Origin of the sequence: Ruegeria alba, from assembly GCF_022321465.1 — a bacterium.
GTDB classification, from domain to species: Bacteria; Pseudomonadota; Alphaproteobacteria; order Rhodobacterales; family Rhodobacteraceae; genus Ruegeria_B; species Ruegeria_B alba.
In genome coordinates this window covers 80,029-98,171 of record NZ_JAKOEM010000004.1, presented here as the reverse complement: position 1 = coordinate 98,171, position 18,143 = coordinate 80,029, and the positions used below count along the sequence as shown (strand labels likewise).

At 64.5% G+C, this 18,143-nt stretch carries 15 protein-coding genes; 9 read left to right on the top strand and 6 right to left on the bottom strand.

All coding sequences use genetic code 11. The annotated features are described in order from the left end of the window. Nucleotides 1-44: 44 nt before the first annotated feature. From MB818_RS07250 to deoC, 3 genes are all read right to left on the bottom strand, one after another. The gene (locus MB818_RS07250; RefSeq protein WP_234138539.1) at nucleotides 45-857 is read right to left on the bottom strand and encodes an SDR family oxidoreductase; all 813 of its coding nucleotides are present in this window, start codon (nucleotides 855-857) and stop codon (nucleotides 45-47) included. Nucleotides 858-884: 27 nt separating this feature from the next. Next, entirely contained in the window at nucleotides 885-3,218 is a 2,334-nt protein-coding gene (locus tag MB818_RS07245) for an aldehyde dehydrogenase family protein (protein ID WP_238904605.1), read from the bottom strand. Between the two features lie 85 nt (nucleotides 3,219-3,303). Beyond that, entirely contained in the window at nucleotides 3,304-4,293 is a 990-nt protein-coding gene (gene deoC / locus MB818_RS07240; RefSeq protein ID WP_238904602.1) for a deoxyribose-phosphate aldolase, read from the bottom strand. Between the two features lie 200 nt (nucleotides 4,294-4,493). Here deoC and MB818_RS07235 point away from each other — a divergent pair, with 200 nt between their 5' ends. The 8 genes from MB818_RS07235 to tdh all read left to right on the top strand — a co-directional run bounded on the left by MB818_RS07235 (nucleotide 4,494) and on the right by tdh (nucleotide 14,143). Beyond that, nucleotides 4,494-5,447 (top strand): metal ABC transporter solute-binding protein, Zn/Mn family, encoded by a 954-nt coding sequence (locus MB818_RS07235; protein ID WP_234167515.1) that lies wholly within the window; start codon nucleotides 4,494-4,496, stop codon nucleotides 5,445-5,447. 3 nt (nucleotides 5,448-5,450) lie between these two features. Further along, entirely contained in the window at nucleotides 5,451-6,254 is an 804-nt protein-coding gene (locus MB818_RS07230) for a metal ABC transporter ATP-binding protein (RefSeq protein ID WP_234138546.1), read from the top strand. 4 nt (nucleotides 6,255-6,258) lie between these two features. Then, entirely contained in the window at nucleotides 6,259-7,464 is a 1,206-nt protein-coding gene (locus tag MB818_RS07225; protein ID WP_234138548.1) for a metal ABC transporter permease, read from the top strand. Next, the gene (locus tag MB818_RS07220; protein ID WP_238904600.1) at nucleotides 7,461-8,390 is read left to right on the top strand and encodes a metal ABC transporter permease; all 930 of its coding nucleotides are present in this window, start codon (nucleotides 7,461-7,463) and stop codon (nucleotides 8,388-8,390) included. The genes MB818_RS07225 and MB818_RS07220 overlap by 4 nt, the downstream gene beginning before the upstream one ends. Before the next feature lie 268 nt (nucleotides 8,391-8,658). Then, a complete protein-coding gene (gene mutL, locus MB818_RS07215; protein ID WP_238904598.1) occupies nucleotides 8,659-10,524 on the top strand; it encodes a DNA mismatch repair endonuclease MutL in 1,866 nt (621 codons plus the stop codon). Between the two features lie 57 nt (nucleotides 10,525-10,581). Further along, a complete protein-coding gene (locus tag MB818_RS07210) occupies nucleotides 10,582-11,820 on the top strand; it encodes a DNA recombination protein RmuC (protein ID WP_234144362.1) in 1,239 nt (412 codons plus the stop codon). 95 nt (nucleotides 11,821-11,915) lie between these two features. After that, nucleotides 11,916-13,100 (top strand): glycine C-acetyltransferase, encoded by a 1,185-nt coding sequence (locus MB818_RS07205; RefSeq protein ID WP_238904597.1) that lies wholly within the window; start codon nucleotides 11,916-11,918, stop codon nucleotides 13,098-13,100. A 14-nt stretch (nucleotides 13,101-13,114) separates the two neighbouring features. After that, nucleotides 13,115-14,143 carry an L-threonine 3-dehydrogenase gene (tdh, locus tag MB818_RS07200; RefSeq protein WP_234138809.1) on the top strand — a complete coding sequence of 343 codons (1,029 nt, stop codon included), beginning with the start codon at nucleotides 13,115-13,117 and terminating at the stop codon, nucleotides 14,141-14,143. A gap of 74 nt (nucleotides 14,144-14,217) precedes the next feature. On the opposite strand, the gene MB818_RS07195 is transcribed toward tdh, so the two are convergent. Continuing rightward, entirely contained in the window at nucleotides 14,218-14,952 is a 735-nt protein-coding gene (locus tag MB818_RS07195) for a metallophosphoesterase family protein (RefSeq protein ID WP_238904594.1), read from the bottom strand. Next, the gene (locus MB818_RS07190; protein ID WP_238904591.1) at nucleotides 14,949-15,944 is read right to left on the bottom strand and encodes a LysR family transcriptional regulator; all 996 of its coding nucleotides are present in this window, start codon (nucleotides 15,942-15,944) and stop codon (nucleotides 14,949-14,951) included. Before MB818_RS07190 ends, MB818_RS07195 begins: the two co-directional genes overlap by 4 nt. Before the next feature lie 105 nt (nucleotides 15,945-16,049). Here MB818_RS07190 and MB818_RS07185 point away from each other — a divergent pair, with 105 nt between their 5' ends. Further along, entirely contained in the window at nucleotides 16,050-16,433 is a 384-nt protein-coding gene (locus tag MB818_RS07185; RefSeq protein WP_234138574.1) for a heme-copper oxidase family protein, read from the top strand. A 52-nt stretch (nucleotides 16,434-16,485) separates the two neighbouring features. Here the strand turns inward: MB818_RS07185 and serA are convergent, their stop codons facing one another. After that, nucleotides 16,486-18,081, bottom strand: coding sequence for a phosphoglycerate dehydrogenase (serA, locus tag MB818_RS07180; protein WP_234182695.1), 1,596 nt, complete (start codon nucleotides 18,079-18,081; stop codon nucleotides 16,486-16,488). Nucleotides 18,082-18,143 lie beyond the last annotated feature (62 nt).

Here is an 18,143-nt window from a genome sequence, read left to right as displayed (position 1 = left end):
AAACACATGTTTTCCGGCGCCTACCTTGCGGGAGACGCGCCCGCTCAACAGCGCTTTGGCATCGTGCGCAGCATCTGGCCGATCATCTGACCCGCCCGGCCCGAGCCACGCTGATAAAGTGCGCCGTCGACCGACAGCACCGTGCCGCTGATATAGGCGGCCATGTCCGAGCCTAGGAACAGGCAGGCATTTGCCACATCCTGCGGCTGCCCCCAGCGACCCAGCGGAACATCCGCCTTGAAGGTCTTCTCCGCCTCGGGGCTTGGTGCCAACCGTCTGGCGCCCTCTGTTCCCTCGATAAAGCCGGGCACGACCGAGTTCACGCGGATCCCCTCGGGCCCCCATTCCAGGCTCAGCGTGCGGGTGATCTGGTCGACGCCCGCCTTGGCGGCGCAGACATGCGCCTGCCCCTCGTAGGGCAGCCAGGATTGCGGCGCCGAGATGTTGATGATGCTGGCGCCGGGGCGTTTCAGATGCGGATAGGCGCCCTTCATCACATGCACGGTGCCCATCAGGTCGATGTCGATCACCGTCTTGAAGGCGTTGATCGACATGTCCGCCGTAAGCGCAGGAAAGTTGCCCGCCGCGCCCGAAACCAGCACATCGAATTCACCCAGTTGATCGCGGAACCCTTGCAGACCCTTGGCCACCGCCTCGGCATCGCGCACATCGAAGGATGCGCCGAGGGCCTCTTGCGCCCCTGCGGCGCGCAGCTCGGTCACGGTGTCGTCCACCTTGTCCTGACTGCGACTGGCCACGGCCAGCCGCGCGCCGGCCCGGGCAAAGGCTAGCGCTATGCCGCGGTTGATGCCGCTGGTGCCGCCGATCACCACGACGGTCTTGCCGGTGAAATCCATGTAGAGCCTCCCTTGGACAGGGATGCCCTATTCTCCGTAGGGCACCCAGATGTTCTTGATCTCGGTCGCAGCCTGAAGGAACCGCTTGCTGTGGTCCACGCCCCAGTCAAGGGACGTTGCGTTATTGACCCAGGTCCGTTTCAGGTTCCCTGCCGCCGCCTTTTCGATCTCGGCCGACAGGTCGGTCGAGGAAAAGGACCAGACCGCATCCACGTTCAGGTGCGACGCCAGCGGTTTGGCCAGCTCCGCATGGCAGCCGGTCAGGATGTTGATCACGCCTGCCGGCACGTCCGAAGTGTCGAGGATCTGGTAGAAATCGGTGGCCGCCAGCGGATAGGGCTCGCTTGCCGCCAGCACAACGCGGTTGCCCATCGCGATGGCGGGCGCCATGACCGAGACAAGGCCCAAGAGCGGCGCCTCGTCCGCGCAAAGCGCGCCGATCACGCCAACCGGTTCCTTCATCGCCAGCGCCACGCCCCGGATCGGCACTCCATGCACCTGCCCGTCATATTTGTCGGCCCAGGCGGCGGCAGTGAACAGGCGCTGGATGCTGGCCTCGACCTCTTGCGCCCCGCCGCGCTTGCCGGTCATCGCGTCGATCCGATGGGCGAATTCGGCGGCCCGAGCCGACAGGTTTTCGCCGATGTAATAGAGGATTTGCGCGCGCAGATGGCCTGTGGCCTTTGCCCACCCAGTTGCGCCTGCGGCCGCCTCGACCGCGTTGCGCACATCCTTGCGGTTGGCAAGGCCGACATGGCCCAACAGGCCGGATTTGCCCCAGACGGGTCGGGAATAGCCACCATCGGGCCGCGCCTGCCTACCCCCGACATAGAGTTTCGCCGTGCGGTCGATCGGGTCAACCGGTGTACCGTGACCGGTGGCGGGCTCGATCCGGGCCAGCGCCTTGCGCTTGCCCTTAGGCCGGGTATAGGCGGTCAGCCCCTCCCACCCGCCTTCGCGGCCAAAGCCGCTTTCGCGGACACCGCCAAAACCGGCGGCGGCGTCAAACAGGTTGGTGGCATTCACCCAGACCACGCCCGCCACCAGTTTCGGCGCGATGTCGAGCGCCAGATTCACATTCTCGGTCCAGACCGTGGCGGCCAGCCCATAGCGGGTGTTGTTGGCCAGCTCCACTGCCTCGGCGGGGGTGCGGAAGGTGGTCGAGACGAGGACGGGGCCAAAGATCTCCTCCTGCATCAGCGGGTCGCTGGTCGAAAGCCCGGTGATCAGGGTCGGTGGGTAATAGCAGCCGTTTTCGGGCAGGGTACAGGCGGCATGGTGCACCTGTCCGACCGTGTTGCTGGCGACCATCCGCTCTATGGTCTGCAACTGCACCGGATCGACCACCGCGCCGACGTCGATGCATTTGTCGAGCGGATTGCCGAGGCGCAGCCCGTCCATCCGGGCGCGCAGCTTGGTGTGGAAGCGGTCGGCGATGCCCTCTTGCACCAAGAGGCGCGACCCGGCGCAGCAGACCTGGCCCTGGTTGAACCAGATCGCATCGACCAGCCCCTCGATGGCGCTGTCAATATCGGCATCGTCAAACACGATATAGGCGGACTTGCCCCCCAGTTCGAGCGTCAGTTCCAGCCCCCGCCCGGCAGTGGCCTCGCGGATGCGGCGCCCCACGGCGGTGGAGCCGGTAAAGGCGATCTTGTCCACATCCGACGCCACGATCATCTCGCCCACGGCGCCGTCGCCGGTGACGATGTTGACGACGCCCTTGGGCAGACCCGCCTGCTGGCAGATATCGGCAAACAAGAGCGCGGTGAGCGAGGTGTACTCGGCGGGTTTCAGCACCACGGTGTTGCCCATGGCCAGCGCCGGGGCAACCTTCCACGCCAGCATCAACAGGGGGAAGTTCCACGGGATGATCTGACCGCAGACGCCCAGTGGCTCGGCTTCGGGCAGCTCACTTTCCATCAACTGCGCCATGCCCGCGTGATAGTAGAAATGCCGCTGCGCCAGGGGGATGTCGATGTCACGGCTCTCGCGAATGGGCTTGCCGTTATCCAGCGTTTCCAGCACGGCAAACAGGCGGCTGTGTTTCTGCATCAGCCGCGCAATGGCATAGAGGTACCGCGCCCGGCCCGCGCCACCGAGTGCGGCCCACTTGGGCTGCGCTTTGTGGGCGGCGGCAACGGCGGCATCGACATCGGCCTGGTTCGCCTGGGTCAGGGTGGCCAGGACCTCGCCGGTGGCGGGATTGCGGCTGTCGAACCCGTCGCCCGGCGCGGTAAAGGCGCCGTCGATGAAATGGCCGAACCGGTCGCCCTGATCGACCAGCCAGGCCAGCGCCTCGGCGGCGCTTTCGGGGGCGGGACCGTATTCCATGGTGTCGAAGAGTTCCTTTATGGTCATAGCGGTGTCCTCGGTATCCGGGGGCCGTTTTCCGTCACGGAAAACGGGCCGGAATTTTTCAAAATTCCGGCGCCTGTCGCGCCGGTCAGCCCATGGCATGGCGGTAGCCCGCCGAATAGGCGCCGGTCACGTGATGTTCCAGTTGCCGTTCGATATCGCCCAGCAGCGACGAGGCGCCAAAGCGGAACAGGTCCGGTTGCAGCCAGCGGTCGCCCAGTTCGTCCTTCATGAGCGACAGATAGACCAGCGCGTCTTTGGCCTTGGAAATCCCGCCCGCGGGTTTGTAGCCGACCCGGTATCCGGTGCGATCGTAATAGTCGCGGATGGCGCGGATCATCACCAACGAGACGGGCAGGGTGGCGTTGACGCTTTCCTTGCCGGTCGAGGTCTTGATGAAATCCGCCCCCGCCATCATGCAGACCAGCGAGGCGCGCGCCACGTTGCGCAGGCTTCCCAGCTCTCCGGTTGCCAGGATCGCCTTGACATGGGCATGCCCGCAGGCCTCGCGAAAGGCCTTCATCTCGTCATAAAGCGCCTGCCAGTCACCGGTCAGCACATGCCGGCGCGAGATCACGATGTCGATCTCTTCGGCGCCCGCCGCGACGCTTTCGCCGATCTCGGCCACCCGCAGATGAAAGGGCGACAGACCCGCCGGGAACCCGGTGCTGACGGCGGCCACCGGAATGCCGGTGCCCTTGAGCGCCTCGACCGCCGTTGCGACCATGTCGTGATAGACACAGACCGCGCCGGTGGTGATCGGCCCCATGCCCATCGCCTCCAGCAGCGCGGGCGCAACCGGTTGCCGCGCCTTGGCGCAGAGGCGCCGCACCCGGCCCGCCGTGTCGTCGCCCGACAACGTGGTCAGGTCGATCATCGTGATCGCTTTCAACAACCAAGCAGCCTGATAATCCTTTTTCACCGAGCGCCTGCCGGGCAGCGTTGCCGCCCGCCGTTCGATCGCCGAGGTATTGGCCTGCACCGCGCGAACCCAGTCGAGGTCCAACTCCATGCCGGGGTTTCGCGGCTCGGTTACTTGCGGCAGATGCGCGGTGCGCTCAAGGCTCTGCGTTTCCATCTTCACATCCTTTGGGAGGTTCCCGGCCAAGGTCGCATGACCTGCGACAGAATGGCAAGCGGAGGCAGGTGGGTCGCGGCGTCAAAATTTTACCTTTCGGACAAAACCTTCCTTTCTTGCGAGTAATTCTCAATTGCGTTGACTTAGTTGCGAATGGTTCTCATATTCATCCGTAAGAGAGTTGGATTTCGAGGTACGCGATGATTCGCCGTGGGTTCCTTGCCGCACTTGCCCTGACATGCAGCCTGCCGCTCGCGGCCTGGGCCGAGGCGCCGCTGCGTGTGGTGGCAACCACCGGCATGATCGCGGATGCCGCCCGCCAGGTTGGCGGCGATCTGGTCGAGGTCACCGGCCTGATGGGGCCGGGCATCGACCCGCATGCCTATCGCCAGACCCGCAGCGATATCGTCGCCATGACCCGCGCCGATCTGGTGTTGTGGCATGGGCTCTACCTCGAAGCGCAGATGGAAAGCTTCTTTCACGATCTGGGCCGTAAGCGTCAGGTGGTTGCGGTGGCCGAGGGGATCGAGCCGTCGCGCCTGCGCGCCCATGACGACTATGCCGACAAGTTCGACCCGCATGTGTGGATGACCCCGGAACTGTGGCGCGAGGTGGTCGCCGAGGTCGCGCGTGCCCTGACCGAGACCCGCCCCGAGGCCGCCGAGACATTTGCCGCCAATGCCGCCCGCCATATCACCGATCTGGACCGGTTGTCGGGTTATGCCGAAACGGTTCTGGCCACGGTGCCCGAGGGTAACCGGGTGCTGGTCACCGCGCATGACGCATTCGGCTATTTCGGGCAGGCCTATGGTTTCGAGGTTCTGGGCGTGCAAGGTATCTCGACCCAGTCCGAGGCGGGGCTGAACCGGATCGCGGAACTGGTCGATACGCTGGTGTCGCGCAAGATCACGGCGGTCTTTGTCGAAAGCTCGGTCTCGGACCGATCGGTCCGGGCCCTGATCGAAGGCGCCGCAGCGCAGGGGCATCAGGTAAAGGTGGGGGGCGAGCTTTTCTCTGATGCGATGGGGCCTGACGGCTCTTACGAGGGGACCTATCTGGGCATGCTTGATCACAACATCACCACGATCGCCGCCGCGCTGGGCGGACAGGTGCCGCCCCGTGGCATGGATGGCAAATTATCGGCAGGGCTCTGAGCGATGATCGAACTGGCGGCGCGTGAAGGCAGGCGACTCGAGAATGACGCCATCGGCGACAGCCCGCTGGCGGTGCGTGGGCTGACCGTGTCTTATGGGCAGAAACCGGCCGTGTTCTCGGTGGATATGACGGTGCAGCCGGGCGCGATGACGGCGATCATCGGGCCGAACGGGGCGGGTAAATCCACCCTGCTCAAGGCGGCGCTGGGCATCGTCAAGCCGCTGTCGGGGCAGGTCACCGTGTTTGGCCGCCCGCTCGAGGAACAGCGTGCCCGCATCGCCTATGTGCCGCAGCGCGCCAGTGTCGACTGGGATTTCCCGACCCGGGTGATCGATGTTGTTCTGATGGGGCTTTATCGCGAGCTTGGCTTGCTGGGCCGCCTGCGCGCCCGGCACAAGGCGCGGGCGCTCGATTGCCTTGCCCGTGTCGGCATGCGCGATTTCGCCGACCGGCAGATCGGCCAATTGTCGGGAGGCCAGCAACAGCGGGTGTTCCTGGCCCGCGCCCTGGCGCAAGAGGCCGATCTCTATCTGCTGGACGAACCTTTCGCCGGGGTCGATGCAGCGACAGAGAAGGCGATTATCGCGGTTCTCAAGGCGTTGAAACAGGCCGGCCGCACCGTGGTCGTGGTGCATCACGATCTGGCCACGGTGACCGACTATTTCGACAACGTGTTCCTGATCAACACCCGCCGCGTGGCCGAAGGGCCGGTGATCGAGACCTTTACCGCCGATAATCTGCAGGCGGCCTATGGCGGGCGACTGGCAACGGCGCAGGTCGACCAGTTGGCGCGCGTGCTGGGCTGATCCGATGCTGCGCGACGCGCTTTTGCTGCAATTGGGCTATAACGCCACGCTTGTCGCGGTTGGCGCGACGCTGTTGGGTATATCCGCCGGAGCGACCGGCACGTTCCTTTTCCTGCGCAAGCGGGCGCTGGTCAGCGACGCGATCAGCCATGCGACGTTGCCGGGCATCTGTCTGGCCTTTCTGTTGATGGTGGCGCTGGGCGGCGATGGACGCAACCTGCCCGGCCTCTTGGCCGGTTCCGCACTGTCGGCCTGGGTGGGGCTTTTGTGCCTCAACTGGCTGACCCGCAGCACAAGGCTGGCCGAGGACGCGGCGATCGGCGCGGTGCTGTCGGTGTTCTTCGGCTTCGGCATCGTCCTGCTGACCGTGATCCAGACGTTGGGGGCCGGGCGTCAGGCCGGGCTGGAGGGGTTCCTGCTGGGATCGACTGCCGGGATGCTGTGGAACGATGCGCTTGTGATCGCGCTCGGCGGGGCGGGGGCGCTGGCGCTGATCCTGCTGATCCGCCGTCCGATGACGCTGGTCGCCTTCGATCCCGAATATGCCGCCGCGCGCGGGGTGCCCGTGCATCGGATCGATCTGGCGATGATGGGGCTGGTGATGGCGGTTACCGTGGTCGGGCTGAAGATCGTTGGCCTCATCCTGATCGTGGCGCTCTTGATCATCCCGCCGGTTACCGCCCGGTTCTGGACCGAGCGGTCGGATCGCGTGGTGCTGCTGAGTGGCTTGACCGGGGGGCTCGCGGGGTATCTTGGCGCCGCGATCTCGGCCTCGGCCCCCAACCTGCCCACCGGGCCGATCATCGTGCTGGTGTCCTTTGCCTTTTTCGCCTTGTCGCTGCTGGTGGCGCCGGGGCGCGGCGTGCTGGCGGCGTTCCTGCGCCATACGCAATTCCAGCGCCGGGTGCATCTGAGGCAAGGGCTGCTGGCGCTGGCACAAGGGCAACGGATCTACGAGCCACTGACATTGCGACTTTTGCGTCAGGCAGAACTGGTGCGCGCGGACGGGGTCGCAACCGATATTGGCCGGGCACGCGCCGCCAAAGCGCTACGGGACGAGAAGCGATGGGAAATCGTGCGCGCCGATCAGACGCAAGAAGCCGCCGCCGCCCTCTATGACGGGTTGCGCGATATCGAAACCGTGCTCACCCACGACCAGATTGCCGAGATTGACCGCCGTATCGGCAGCCCCCAGGAGGTCCCGGCATGAGCGGTTCCGAATTTGTCCCCCTGTCGCTGACGCCGCTCTTGATCGGCGTCCTCTCTGCCGTGGCCTGTGCGCTGCCCGGCAACTTCCTGGTGCTGCGCCGGCAGGCGCTGATCGGCGATGCCATCAGCCATGTGGTGTTGCCGGGGATCGTGGTTGCGTTCCTCCTGACCGGCGTCATCGCCGCATGGCCGATGATGCTGGGCGCGGCCGGGGCTGCCATTGTCGCGGTGGTTCTGATCGAGGCGATCCGTCGTCTGGGCCGGATCGAACCGGGGGCGGCGATGGGTGTCGTCTTTACCACCATGTTTGCTGCCGGGGTGCTGCTCTTGGAGCAGACCGACACCTCGACCGTGCATCTGGATGTGGAACACGCGCTTTATGGCAATCTGGAAAGCCTGATCTGGCTTGATGCCACCGGCTGGGCCTCGCTGGTTGATCCGGTGGCTTTGGCCGGGTTGCCGGTGGAACTGCCGCGTATCCTGGTCACGCTGGCCGGGGTGTCCGGGTTCATCTGGCTGTTCTGGCGGCCCCTGAAGCTGTCGACCTTCGACGAGGGGTTTGCCCGCACTCTTGGTATTCGCACCGGCCATTTGGGCCTTGCACTGGTCATCGTCGCTGCGGTGGCCGCGGTTGCGGCCTTTGACGCGGTCGGCTCGATCATCGTCATCGCGATGTTCATCTGTCCGCCCGCCGCCGCACGGATGATGACCAACACGCTTGAAGGGCAGGTTGGCTGGAGCGTCGTCTTCGCCATCCTCTCGGCGGTGCTGGGTTATGTGTTGGCGGGCTATGGCCCGCTGTGGCTGGGCGCGCACGACGCGGTCAGCGCTGCGGGGATGATCGCCACGATGTCGGGCCTCATCCTGGCACTCGCCGCCCGGTTCGGTCCCTGCCGCAGTCGGACCGGATCGCCCGTTCAGTCTTGACTTGGCGGGAATTCGCCGGGGTCTGGTGCTGGTGCTGGCTTATCGGCGCCCAACTTGCGGCTCTGCGAACCTCCGTCTTGGCAGTGCGGTCTGATAGTGCTGAGGTGAAAGGGCCGGATAGAATCCGGTGCCGACCACCACTCACCCGCCGCCCGGTTTTCGCGGCAGACCAACCCGCGCCGCACATGTGTCGAGGGGAGGGAGACCGGGCGGTGAATGCGATCAAACCGGTGGCAGAATCGCCGGGCCTCATGCTAGGTCTAGGGGTATGGCATCGACAGACCCCAATATCATCCCCACGCAGCCGGAAATCCGCCAGCTGGACGAAACCGCGATCAACCGGATCGCGGCGGGCGAAGTGGTGGAGCGTCCGGCCTCGGCGGTCAAGGAACTGGTCGAAAACGCGATTGATGCCGGGGCGACGCGAGTTTCCATCGACCTGGCGGATGGCGGCAAAACGCTGATCCGGGTCACCGATGACGGTTGCGGGATGACACCCGATCAGTTGCCATTGGCATTGGCGCGTCATGCGACGTCCAAGATCGACGGGTCGGACCTGCTCAACATACACACTTTCGGGTTCCGGGGTGAGGCGCTGCCTTCGCTGGGCTCGGTCGGGCGGCTGACCATCACCAGCCGCGCCCGGGGCGCCGAGGCGGCCAGTATCCGGGTCTCAGGTGGCCGGGTCGATCCGGTGAAACCCGCCGCCCTGCGCGCGGGCACGGTGGTGGAATTGCGCGATCTCTTCTTTGCCACGCCCGCGCGGCTGAAATTCATGCGTACCGACCGGGCCGAGGCGCAGGCGGTGACCGATACGGTCAAGCGGCTTGCCATGGCCGAACCCTCGGTGGCTTTCACATTGCGCGATGTCTCCGAGGGTGGCGAGGGACGGCTGGTGTTCCGCGCCGATGCGGAAACCGGCGACCTGTTCGACGCGCTGCGCGACCGGCTGGGTCGCGTCATGGGGCGTGAGTTCACCGACAACGCCTTGCGGATCGACACCATGCGCGAGGGGCTGCGGCTCTATGGCTATGCGGCGCTGCCCACCTATTCGCGCGGTGCGGCGGTGGCGCAATACCTCTTCGTCAACGGGCGCCCGGTGCGGGACAAGATGCTGACCGGGGCGTTGCGCGCCGCCTATTTCGACTTTCTCAGCCGCGACCGGCACCCGGCGGCGGCCTTGTTCATCGACTGCGATCCGATGCTGGTCGACGTGAACGTGCATCCGGCAAAATCCGAGGTGCGGTTTCGCGATCCCGGTGTGGCGCGCGGGCTGATCGTTTCGGCCCTGCGGCACGCACTGGCCGAGGCGGGTCACCGCGCCTCGACCACCGTGGCCGGTGCGACGCTGGGGGCGATGCGGCCCGAACAGACCGGGGCGCGCATCTACCAGATGGACCGCCCCTCACCCGCCGCACGCATGGCCTCCTATCAGGCGCAGGCGCCCGGATTTGCCGAACTCTCCGGCAGCTATAGCGGCCGCATGGTCGAGCCGGAACCGGGCGAGGACGCCCGCAGGGCGGAGGAGCCAGCCGCCGAAACCCCGCCCGAAGCCCTGCCGCTGGGCGCGGCGCGCGGGCAGGTGCATGAAAACTACATCATCGCCCAGACCGCCGATGGCATGGTCATCGTCGACCAGCACGCCGCGCATGAACGGCTGGTTTATGAAAAGCTCAAGCGTCAGATGGCCGAGAACGGCGTCGCGGCGCAGGCGCTTCTGATCCCCGAGATCGTGGAACTCTCCAACGCAGATTGCGCGCGCCTGCTTGATCTCTCCGACGATCTGGCGCGTCTTGGCCTGACGATCGAGCCCTTTGGAGGCGGTGCCGTCGCGGTGCGCGAGACCCCGGCGATCCTGGGGCCGGTGGATGCGGGCGCGATGCTCCGCGATATCCTCGACGAACTGGCCGATCAGGGCGAAAGCGCCACGCTGCAGGCCCGGATCGAGGCGATCCTGAGCCGGGTCGCCTGTCACGGATCGATCCGGTCGGGCCGCCGCATGCGGGGCGAAGAGATGAACGCGCTCTTGCGCGAAATGGAGGCGACGCCCCATTCCGGCCAATGCAACCACGGGCGCCCCACCTATGTGGAACTGAAACTCAGCGATATCGAGCGGCTGTTCGGACGCAGTTGATCCGGGTGGCGATCCCGGATAGGAGTTGAAAACAAAACAAGAACAGGCAGGCGAACCATGATTCAGATCGGCGATCAGAGCTATTCCATGCAGGACCCCATCATGATGGCGGTTCTGGGCGGCGGCGCTGTATTGCTGCTGATCCTGCTGATGCTGTTTCTGTCCCTGCGTGCCGCTAACCGCTCGGCCCGGACGACCGAACCCATGGCGCAGCAACTCGCCTTTCTGGGCCAGAACGTGCAGCAGCTGAGCATGGGGCAGGAACAGTTGCGGGGCGGGCTGGCGCATGTCTCGGACGCGCAGGCCAACGCGCAGGTACAGATGATCCAGACGGTCGAGGCGCGGTTGTCCGCTGTGCAGCAGCATATGAACGACCGGCTGGCCGACAACGCCATGCGCGCGCAGCGGGCGCTGGCCGAGATGCAGGAAAAGATGAGCACCACCCTGCACGGCAGCTCGAAACAGACCGCGACCTCGCTGACGCAATTGCAGGAACGGCTGGCCGCCATCGACAAGGCACAGGACAATATCACCAAGCTGTCGGGCGATGTTCTGTCGCTTCAGGACATTCTGTCCAACAAGCAGACGCGCGGCGCGTTTGGCGAAATCCAGCTTAACGATATCGTGTCCAAGGCGCTGCCCAGTGACAGCTACTCCTTGCAACATACCCTGTCGAACGGGCGGCGGGCCGATTGCCTGATCCATCTGCCCAATCCGCCGGGGCCGATCGTGATTGACAGCAAGTTTCCGCTGGAGGCCTATGAGGCACTGCGCCGGGCCGAGACTCCGCCGCAACTGGCCGAAGCCGCGCGCCAGATGAAAACCGCCGTGCGGGCGCATATCAAGGCGATCTCGGAGCGCTACATCATCGAGGGCGAAACTGCCGATGGCGCCCTGCTGTTCCTGCCGTCCGAGGCGGTCTATGCCGAGTTGCACGCCAATTTTGCCGATATCGTGCGCGAAGGCTTTGCCGCGCGGGTCTGGATCGTGTCGCCCACCACCTGCATGGCCACGCTCAACACCATGCGCGCCATCCTCAAGGACGCGCGGATGCGCGAACAGGCCGGCGCCATCCGCAAGGAGTTGAGCCTGCTGCATAAGGATGTGGAACGGCTGGGCGACCGGGTCGAGAACCTGGACCGCCATTTCGGGCAAGCGGCTAAGGATATCTCGGAGATCAAGATCAGCGCCGACAAGGCCGGGCGGCGGGCGCAACGGCTGGACAATTTCGATTTCGAAGAACTGGCCCCCGATCCGGTGCCCAATGTGGTACCCTTGGGCAAGCAGGAGCGCTAATGTCCAGTTTCACGGATTTTTGTCCAACATAGCGAATTCCCCTATTTCGGAATCGTATCCGTTATGATAGACATTGCGCCAAATCGGAGGTCGCAATGTCCCAATCCTTTCTGTCCCATCTCACCGACACGCTTGCCCAGATCGAGGCCGAGGGGCTTTACAAGCGCGAGCGGCTGATTACCTCGCCCCAAGGGGGCGAAATCACCGTTGGTGACCGGCAGGTGATCAACCTGTGTGCCAACAACTATCTGGGTCTGGCCGATCACCCGGCGCTGATCGCCGCCGCGCGTGACGCGCTGGAGCCCAAGGGGTTCGGCATGGCCTCGGTCCGCTTCATCTGTGGCACGCAGGATATTCACCGCGAATTGGAGCAGCGGCTGGCGCGGTTCCTGAACAAGGATGACGCGATCCTGTTCGCCGCCTGTTTCGACGCCAATGGCGGGCTGTTCGAACCGCTCTTGGGGCCGGAGGACGCGATTGTTTCGGACGCGCTCAACCATGCCTCGATCATCGACGGGATCCGCCTTTGCAAGGCGAAACGCTATCGCTATGCCAACAGCGACATGGGTGATCTGGAGGCGCAGCTGAAACAGGCCCGCGCCGATGGCGCGCGGCATGTGATGATTGCCACCGACGGCGTTTTCTCGATGGATGGCTACCTGGCCAACTTGCCCGAGATCACCCGGCTGGCCCACGCGTATGACGCGGTGGTGATGGTCGATGACTGTCACGCCACCGGGTTCATGGGGCCGCACGGCGCGGGCACGCCCGACCATTTCGGGCTGGACGTGGATATCCTGACCGGCACGCTGGGTAAGGCGCTGGGCGGGGCCATCGGCGGCTATATCGCCGGCCCGCAACCGGTCATCGATCTGCTGCGTCAGCGGGCGCGGCCCTATCTGTTCTCGAACTCGCTGCCGCCCGCCATCGTGATGGCCGGGATTGAGGCGATCCGGCTGGTCGAGGAGGGCGCTGATCTGCGCGCGCGGCTGTTCGACAACGCCCGTTATTGGCGGGCCGGGTTGACCGACCTCGGCTTTGACCTCTTGCCCGGCGAGCATCCGATCATCCCGGTGATGCTGGGCGAGGCCAAGTTGGCGCAGGACATGGCGGCGCGGCTCTTTGACGAGGGCGTCTATGTCTCGGGCTTCTTCTTTCCGGTGGTGCCGCGCGGGCAGGCGCGTATCCGCACCCAGATGAATGCCGCCCTGACACGAGAGGAACTGGACCGCGCGCTGGCCGCATTTGCCACGGCAGGCAAGGCACTGGGAGTGATCTGATGCGACCCAATACAATGAAAGCACTGGAGAAATCCAAACCTGAAGAGGGGCTGTGGATGGTTCAGGCGCCGGTTCCCGAGATCGGCCCCGATGATGTGCTGATCAGGATCAACAAGACCGGTATCTGCGGCACCGATATCCATATCTGGAACTGGGACGAATGGGCCGCGCACACGGTGCCGGTGCCAATGATCACCGGTCATGAATTCGCCGGCGAGATCGTCGAACTGGGCCGCGATGTGACCGGCCTCAGTATCGGTCAGCGGGTCTCGGGCGAGGGGCACCTGATCGGCACCGATAGCCGTCAGAGCCGGGCGGGCAAGTTCCACCTGGACCCGGGCACGCGCGGGATCGGCGTCAACGTGCAGGGGGCCTTCGCGCAATACCTGCGTCTGCCGGCCTTTAACGTGGTACCGCTGCCCGACGATATCCCCGACGAGATCGGCGCCATCCTCGACCCGCTGGGCAACGCGGTGCACACGGCGCTGAGCTTCGACCTGTTGGGCGAGGATGTGCTGATCACCGGCGCGGGCCCCATTGGTATCATGGCGGCGGCGGTGGCCAAGCATGCGGGCGCTCGCCATGTGGTGATCACCGATATCAATGCGGATCGGCTGAAACTGGCGCAGCATGTGGTGCCCAAGGCGCGCACGGTGGACGTGACACGCGAAGAGCTGGCTGATGTGAAGCACGAACTGGGCCTGAAACAGGGGTTCGATGTCGGGCTGGAAATGTCGGGATCGCAAGCGGCGCTTGACCAGATGGTCGAGGCATTGGTGATGGGCGGCAAGATTGCCTTGCTTGGCATTCCGCCGGGCAAGTCGCCGGTGGACTGGTCGCGCATCGTGTTCAAGGCGATCACCATCAAGGGCGTCTATGGGCGCGAGATGTTCGAGACCTGGTACAAGATGATCGCGATGTTGCAGAACGGTCTGGACGTCAGCCGGGTGATCACCCACCGCTTTGGCGTCGATGAATTCCGCGAGGGCTTTGCGGCCATGAAGTCGGGCCTCAGCGGCAAGGTGGTGCTGGACTGGACCTGAGGGATGGGGGCGCTGCCCCCGCCGCCCTGCGGGCGACTCCCCCGAGGTATTTCGGAACAGAAGATGGTGGGGGCTCAGGCCCGAGGGGCGAGCAGCTGGCGGCCGGTTTCGGTCAGCAGCCAGCATTGGTTGTTTTCGAACACCGCGGCGGCGAGCGGACGGCCATAACCGGCGCCTGCATCCAGATTGACGCGATTGCCGTGATGCTCGGCCCGTTTGCCGGGCGTGTGGCCATGTACCACCAGCCAGGGATGCGGGCGCGGATCATCCAGGAATACTTGGCGAATCCAGATCAGATCATTTTCCACCTGACGTTCAAGCGGCAGGCCGGGACGGATACCGGCGTGCACGAAGAGCAGCGCACCCTCCTGATGGTAGTTGGGTAACCCGGCAAGAAAGTTCCGGTGTTCGGCGGGCACTGCCGCGCGCGCCTGGGCATGAACCTGATAGGTGCGAACGCCTTCGGGCACCGGGACGCCGTACGAAGCGAGGGTTTCGACGCCGCCGATGCGATCGTGCAGCCAGTGATAGCCGATCAGCAGCCGGTCATCCTGGGCGGGATGGTCGCGCAGGAACATTTCGAACATGCGGTCGTGATTGCCCTTGAGCGTGATCCAGTCGCGCCCCTGCGCCTGTCCCGCGATCAACCGGTCCAGCACCGCGCGACTGTCCGGCCCCCGGTCGGCATAATCGCCCAGAAAGACAATGCGGGCATCAGGGCCGCCATCGGCCTCGATCCGGGCCAGAGCGGTTTCCAGTTGCTCTGCCTGACCGTGTATGTCGCCGACCGCGTATATGGGGGTGCTCATGTCGCCTGCTCCGCTGTTTGCATGCCCGGTTCTGCCGCAGCCCCGCATCCGATGGAAGGGATCGTGTCGAGCTCGGCCATCAGCATGGCAATCTGGTCACGCAGCCAGCGATGGGCCGGCGCGCTGCTGGCGCGTTTGTGCCAGACGAGAATGATTTCGACCGGGCCAACCGGGATCGGCGGATGGTAGAGCGACAGGCCAAGGCGTGGCGCGACGCTTTCGGCCAGTTGATGCGGGATGAGGGCGATCAGGTCGCTTTGCGACACGGCGTTCAGCACACCGGAAAACACTGGCAACGTCATGCTGACCTGCCGCGCGCGGCCAATGCGGGCGAGGGCGGTGTCGCCGAGCCCGTGCAATTTGCCCTCGGGTGAGAACAGCGCGTGCTGGAGACCGCAGAAGAGATCGAGCGGCAGGACCTCGCCCGGGGCGTGCCCTGCCTTGGCGATCTCCGGATGGTCGGCGCGTGCGACAGTAAGGAAATGCGAGCCGTGCAAGCGCTGCTGTTCGACCCAGTCGGGCGTTCCAGTCGCGGGCACGATCGCCATGTCGACCCCGGACTCGCCAACCGACTGGACATAATTGTCCGGCACCAGATCGACGAGCTGCACGCGCATGCCCGGCGCCAGGCGGGACAGGTGGCGGGCCAGCCGGGGCATCAGCAGCTCGGCATAGAAATCGCTGCCCGACAGGGTCAGGCAGTCGGTCGAGGCTCCGGGGTCGAAATCGGGCTGCCCCGCCAGCATGGATTCTGTCTGTTCCAGCAGCGATCGCAGCGGAGCCTGCAGGCTGGTGGCGTAATCGCTGGGAACCAACTGCCGTCCCTGACGGATGAAGAGCGGATCACCCAGTGCATGCCGTAACCGCGCAAGCGCGGCCGAGACCGCCGGCTGTGACAGGGCGAGCCTCTGACCTGCCAGCGTGGTGGATCGGGTGGCAAGCAGCGCATCGAGAACACGCAAAAGGTTCAGATCGAAGGTTTTGAAATTCATCAAACTGATAGATATCATAATATCTATTGATTTCACATATTTTTATGATGTCCTCACACTTGACACAGGTGGCGATACGGCCACGAACAGGGAGAGGAAAGAAACATGAACGGTGTGGCGAGAGCGTTTTTACTGGTGGCGATTCTGGCGGGCTTGTGCGGCATGGTCTGGGGTATCCAGATGTCGGCCAGCCACGATCACACACTGTCGCCGGCGCATGGGCATTTGAACCTGCTGGGCTGGGTCAGCTGCTCGATCTTTGCATTCTACTATCATCTTGTGCCGGACGCCGCCGAGAACCCGCTGGCGCGGGTGCATTTCGGCCTTGTGGTTGCGGCGGTGATCCTGCTGGCGCCCGGCGTCGCACTGGCCATTCAGGGCAAGACCGAGCTTCTGGCCAAGCTCGGCTCGGTTATCATGCTGGTTTCCATGCTGCTGTTCGGATGGATCGTGTTGAAAGCGCCAAGGCGCGTGGCTGCAAGGGCCTGAACGCGAAAACGCCGCCTTGCGAGGCGGCGTTTTCCATTGAAAGGGGCGCTGGTCAGGCGACGTCGAACTCAAGCGGTTTGATCTGGTTGAAGAGGCCCGTTTCGGCAAGCTTCGCGCGGGCTTCGGCCGGGACCGGCTCGTCCACATAGAGCAGCGCGATTGCCTCACCCCCGGCTGCGGCGCGGCCAAGCGTGAAGTTCGCGATGTTGACGCCGTTCTCACCCATTGTCTGGCCCAGCGTACCGATGATGCCTGGCACGTCCTCGTTGGTGGTATAGAGCATATGCGCGCCGATTTCGGCATCGACATTGATGCCCTTGATCTGGATGAAACGCGGCTTGCCATCGCTGAACACGGTACCCGCGACCGAGCGTTCGCGCTTCGCCGTCACCACGGTCACCTTGATATAACCGTCAAAAGCGCCCGATTTGTCCTGATTGGTGGTCGAGATCTGGATGCCGCGCTCTTTGGCGACAACAGGGGCAGAGACCATGTTCACCTCGGGGTTCGACTTTTTCATGATACCGGCCACGGTGGCGCAATTCAGGGCCGCCAGGTTCATGGTCGAAGCGGTCCCGTCATAGAGGATGTTGATGGCCTTGATCGGCTCGTCGGTCATCTGGCCGACGAAGCTGCCCAGATGGCCGGCCAGCTTGATCCAGGGGCCCATCACCTTGGCCTCTTCGGCGGTGACCGACGGCATGTTGAGCGCATTTTCCACCGCGCCGGTAAGCAGATAGTTCGACATCTGCTCGGCCACTTGCAGGGCGACGTTTTCCTGTGCCTCGGTGGTGGCGGCGCCCAGATGCGGGGTGCAGACCACGTTGGGCAGGCCGAACAGCGGGTTTTCCTTGGCCGGTTCGACGCTGAACACGTCAAAGGCGGCGCCTGCCACATGGCCCGATTGCAGCATCTCGGCCAGCGCTTCCTCGTCCACCAGGCCGCCACGGGCGCAGTTGATGATACGGACACCCTTCTTGGTCTTGGCCAGGTTTTCGCGGCCCAGAATGTTGCGGGTCTGATCGGTCAGCGGCACATGCAGGGTGATGAAATCGGCGCGTTTCAGCAGCTCGTCCAGTTCGACCTTTTCAACGCCCATCTTGTTGGCCTTCTCCTCGCCCAGGAAGGGGTCATAGGCGATGACCTTCATCTTGAGTCCGCGCGCGCGGTCACAGACGATGCCGCCGATATTGCCGGCACCGATCACGCCCAGGGTCTTGTTCGTCAGTTCGACGCCCATGAACTTGGACTTTTCCCACTTGCCCGCATGGGTCGAGGCGCTGGCCTCGGGGATCTGGCGGGCCACGGCGAACATCATGGCAATGGCGTGTTCAGCGGTGGTGATCATGTTGCCAAAGGGCGTGTTCATGACGATCACGCCCTTTTTCGAGGCGGCGTCCTTGTCCACGTTGTCGGTGCCGATGCCGGCGCGGCCGATCACCTTGAGGTTGGTGGCGTTTTCCAGGATCTTCTCGGTCACCTTGGTGGCCGAGCGGATGGCAAGGCCGTCATACTGGCCGATGACCTCGGCCAGCTTGTCCTTGTCCTTGCCCAGGTCGGGTTGGAAATCGACCTCGATCCCGCGATCCTTGAAGATCTGGACTGCGGCGTCGGAGAGCTTGTCGGAGATGAGTACTTTGGGGGCCATGTCTGCTGGTCCTTTGCAGGGGAATACAATGCTCTGCCCACCCTTGGGGACCCTCTTGACGA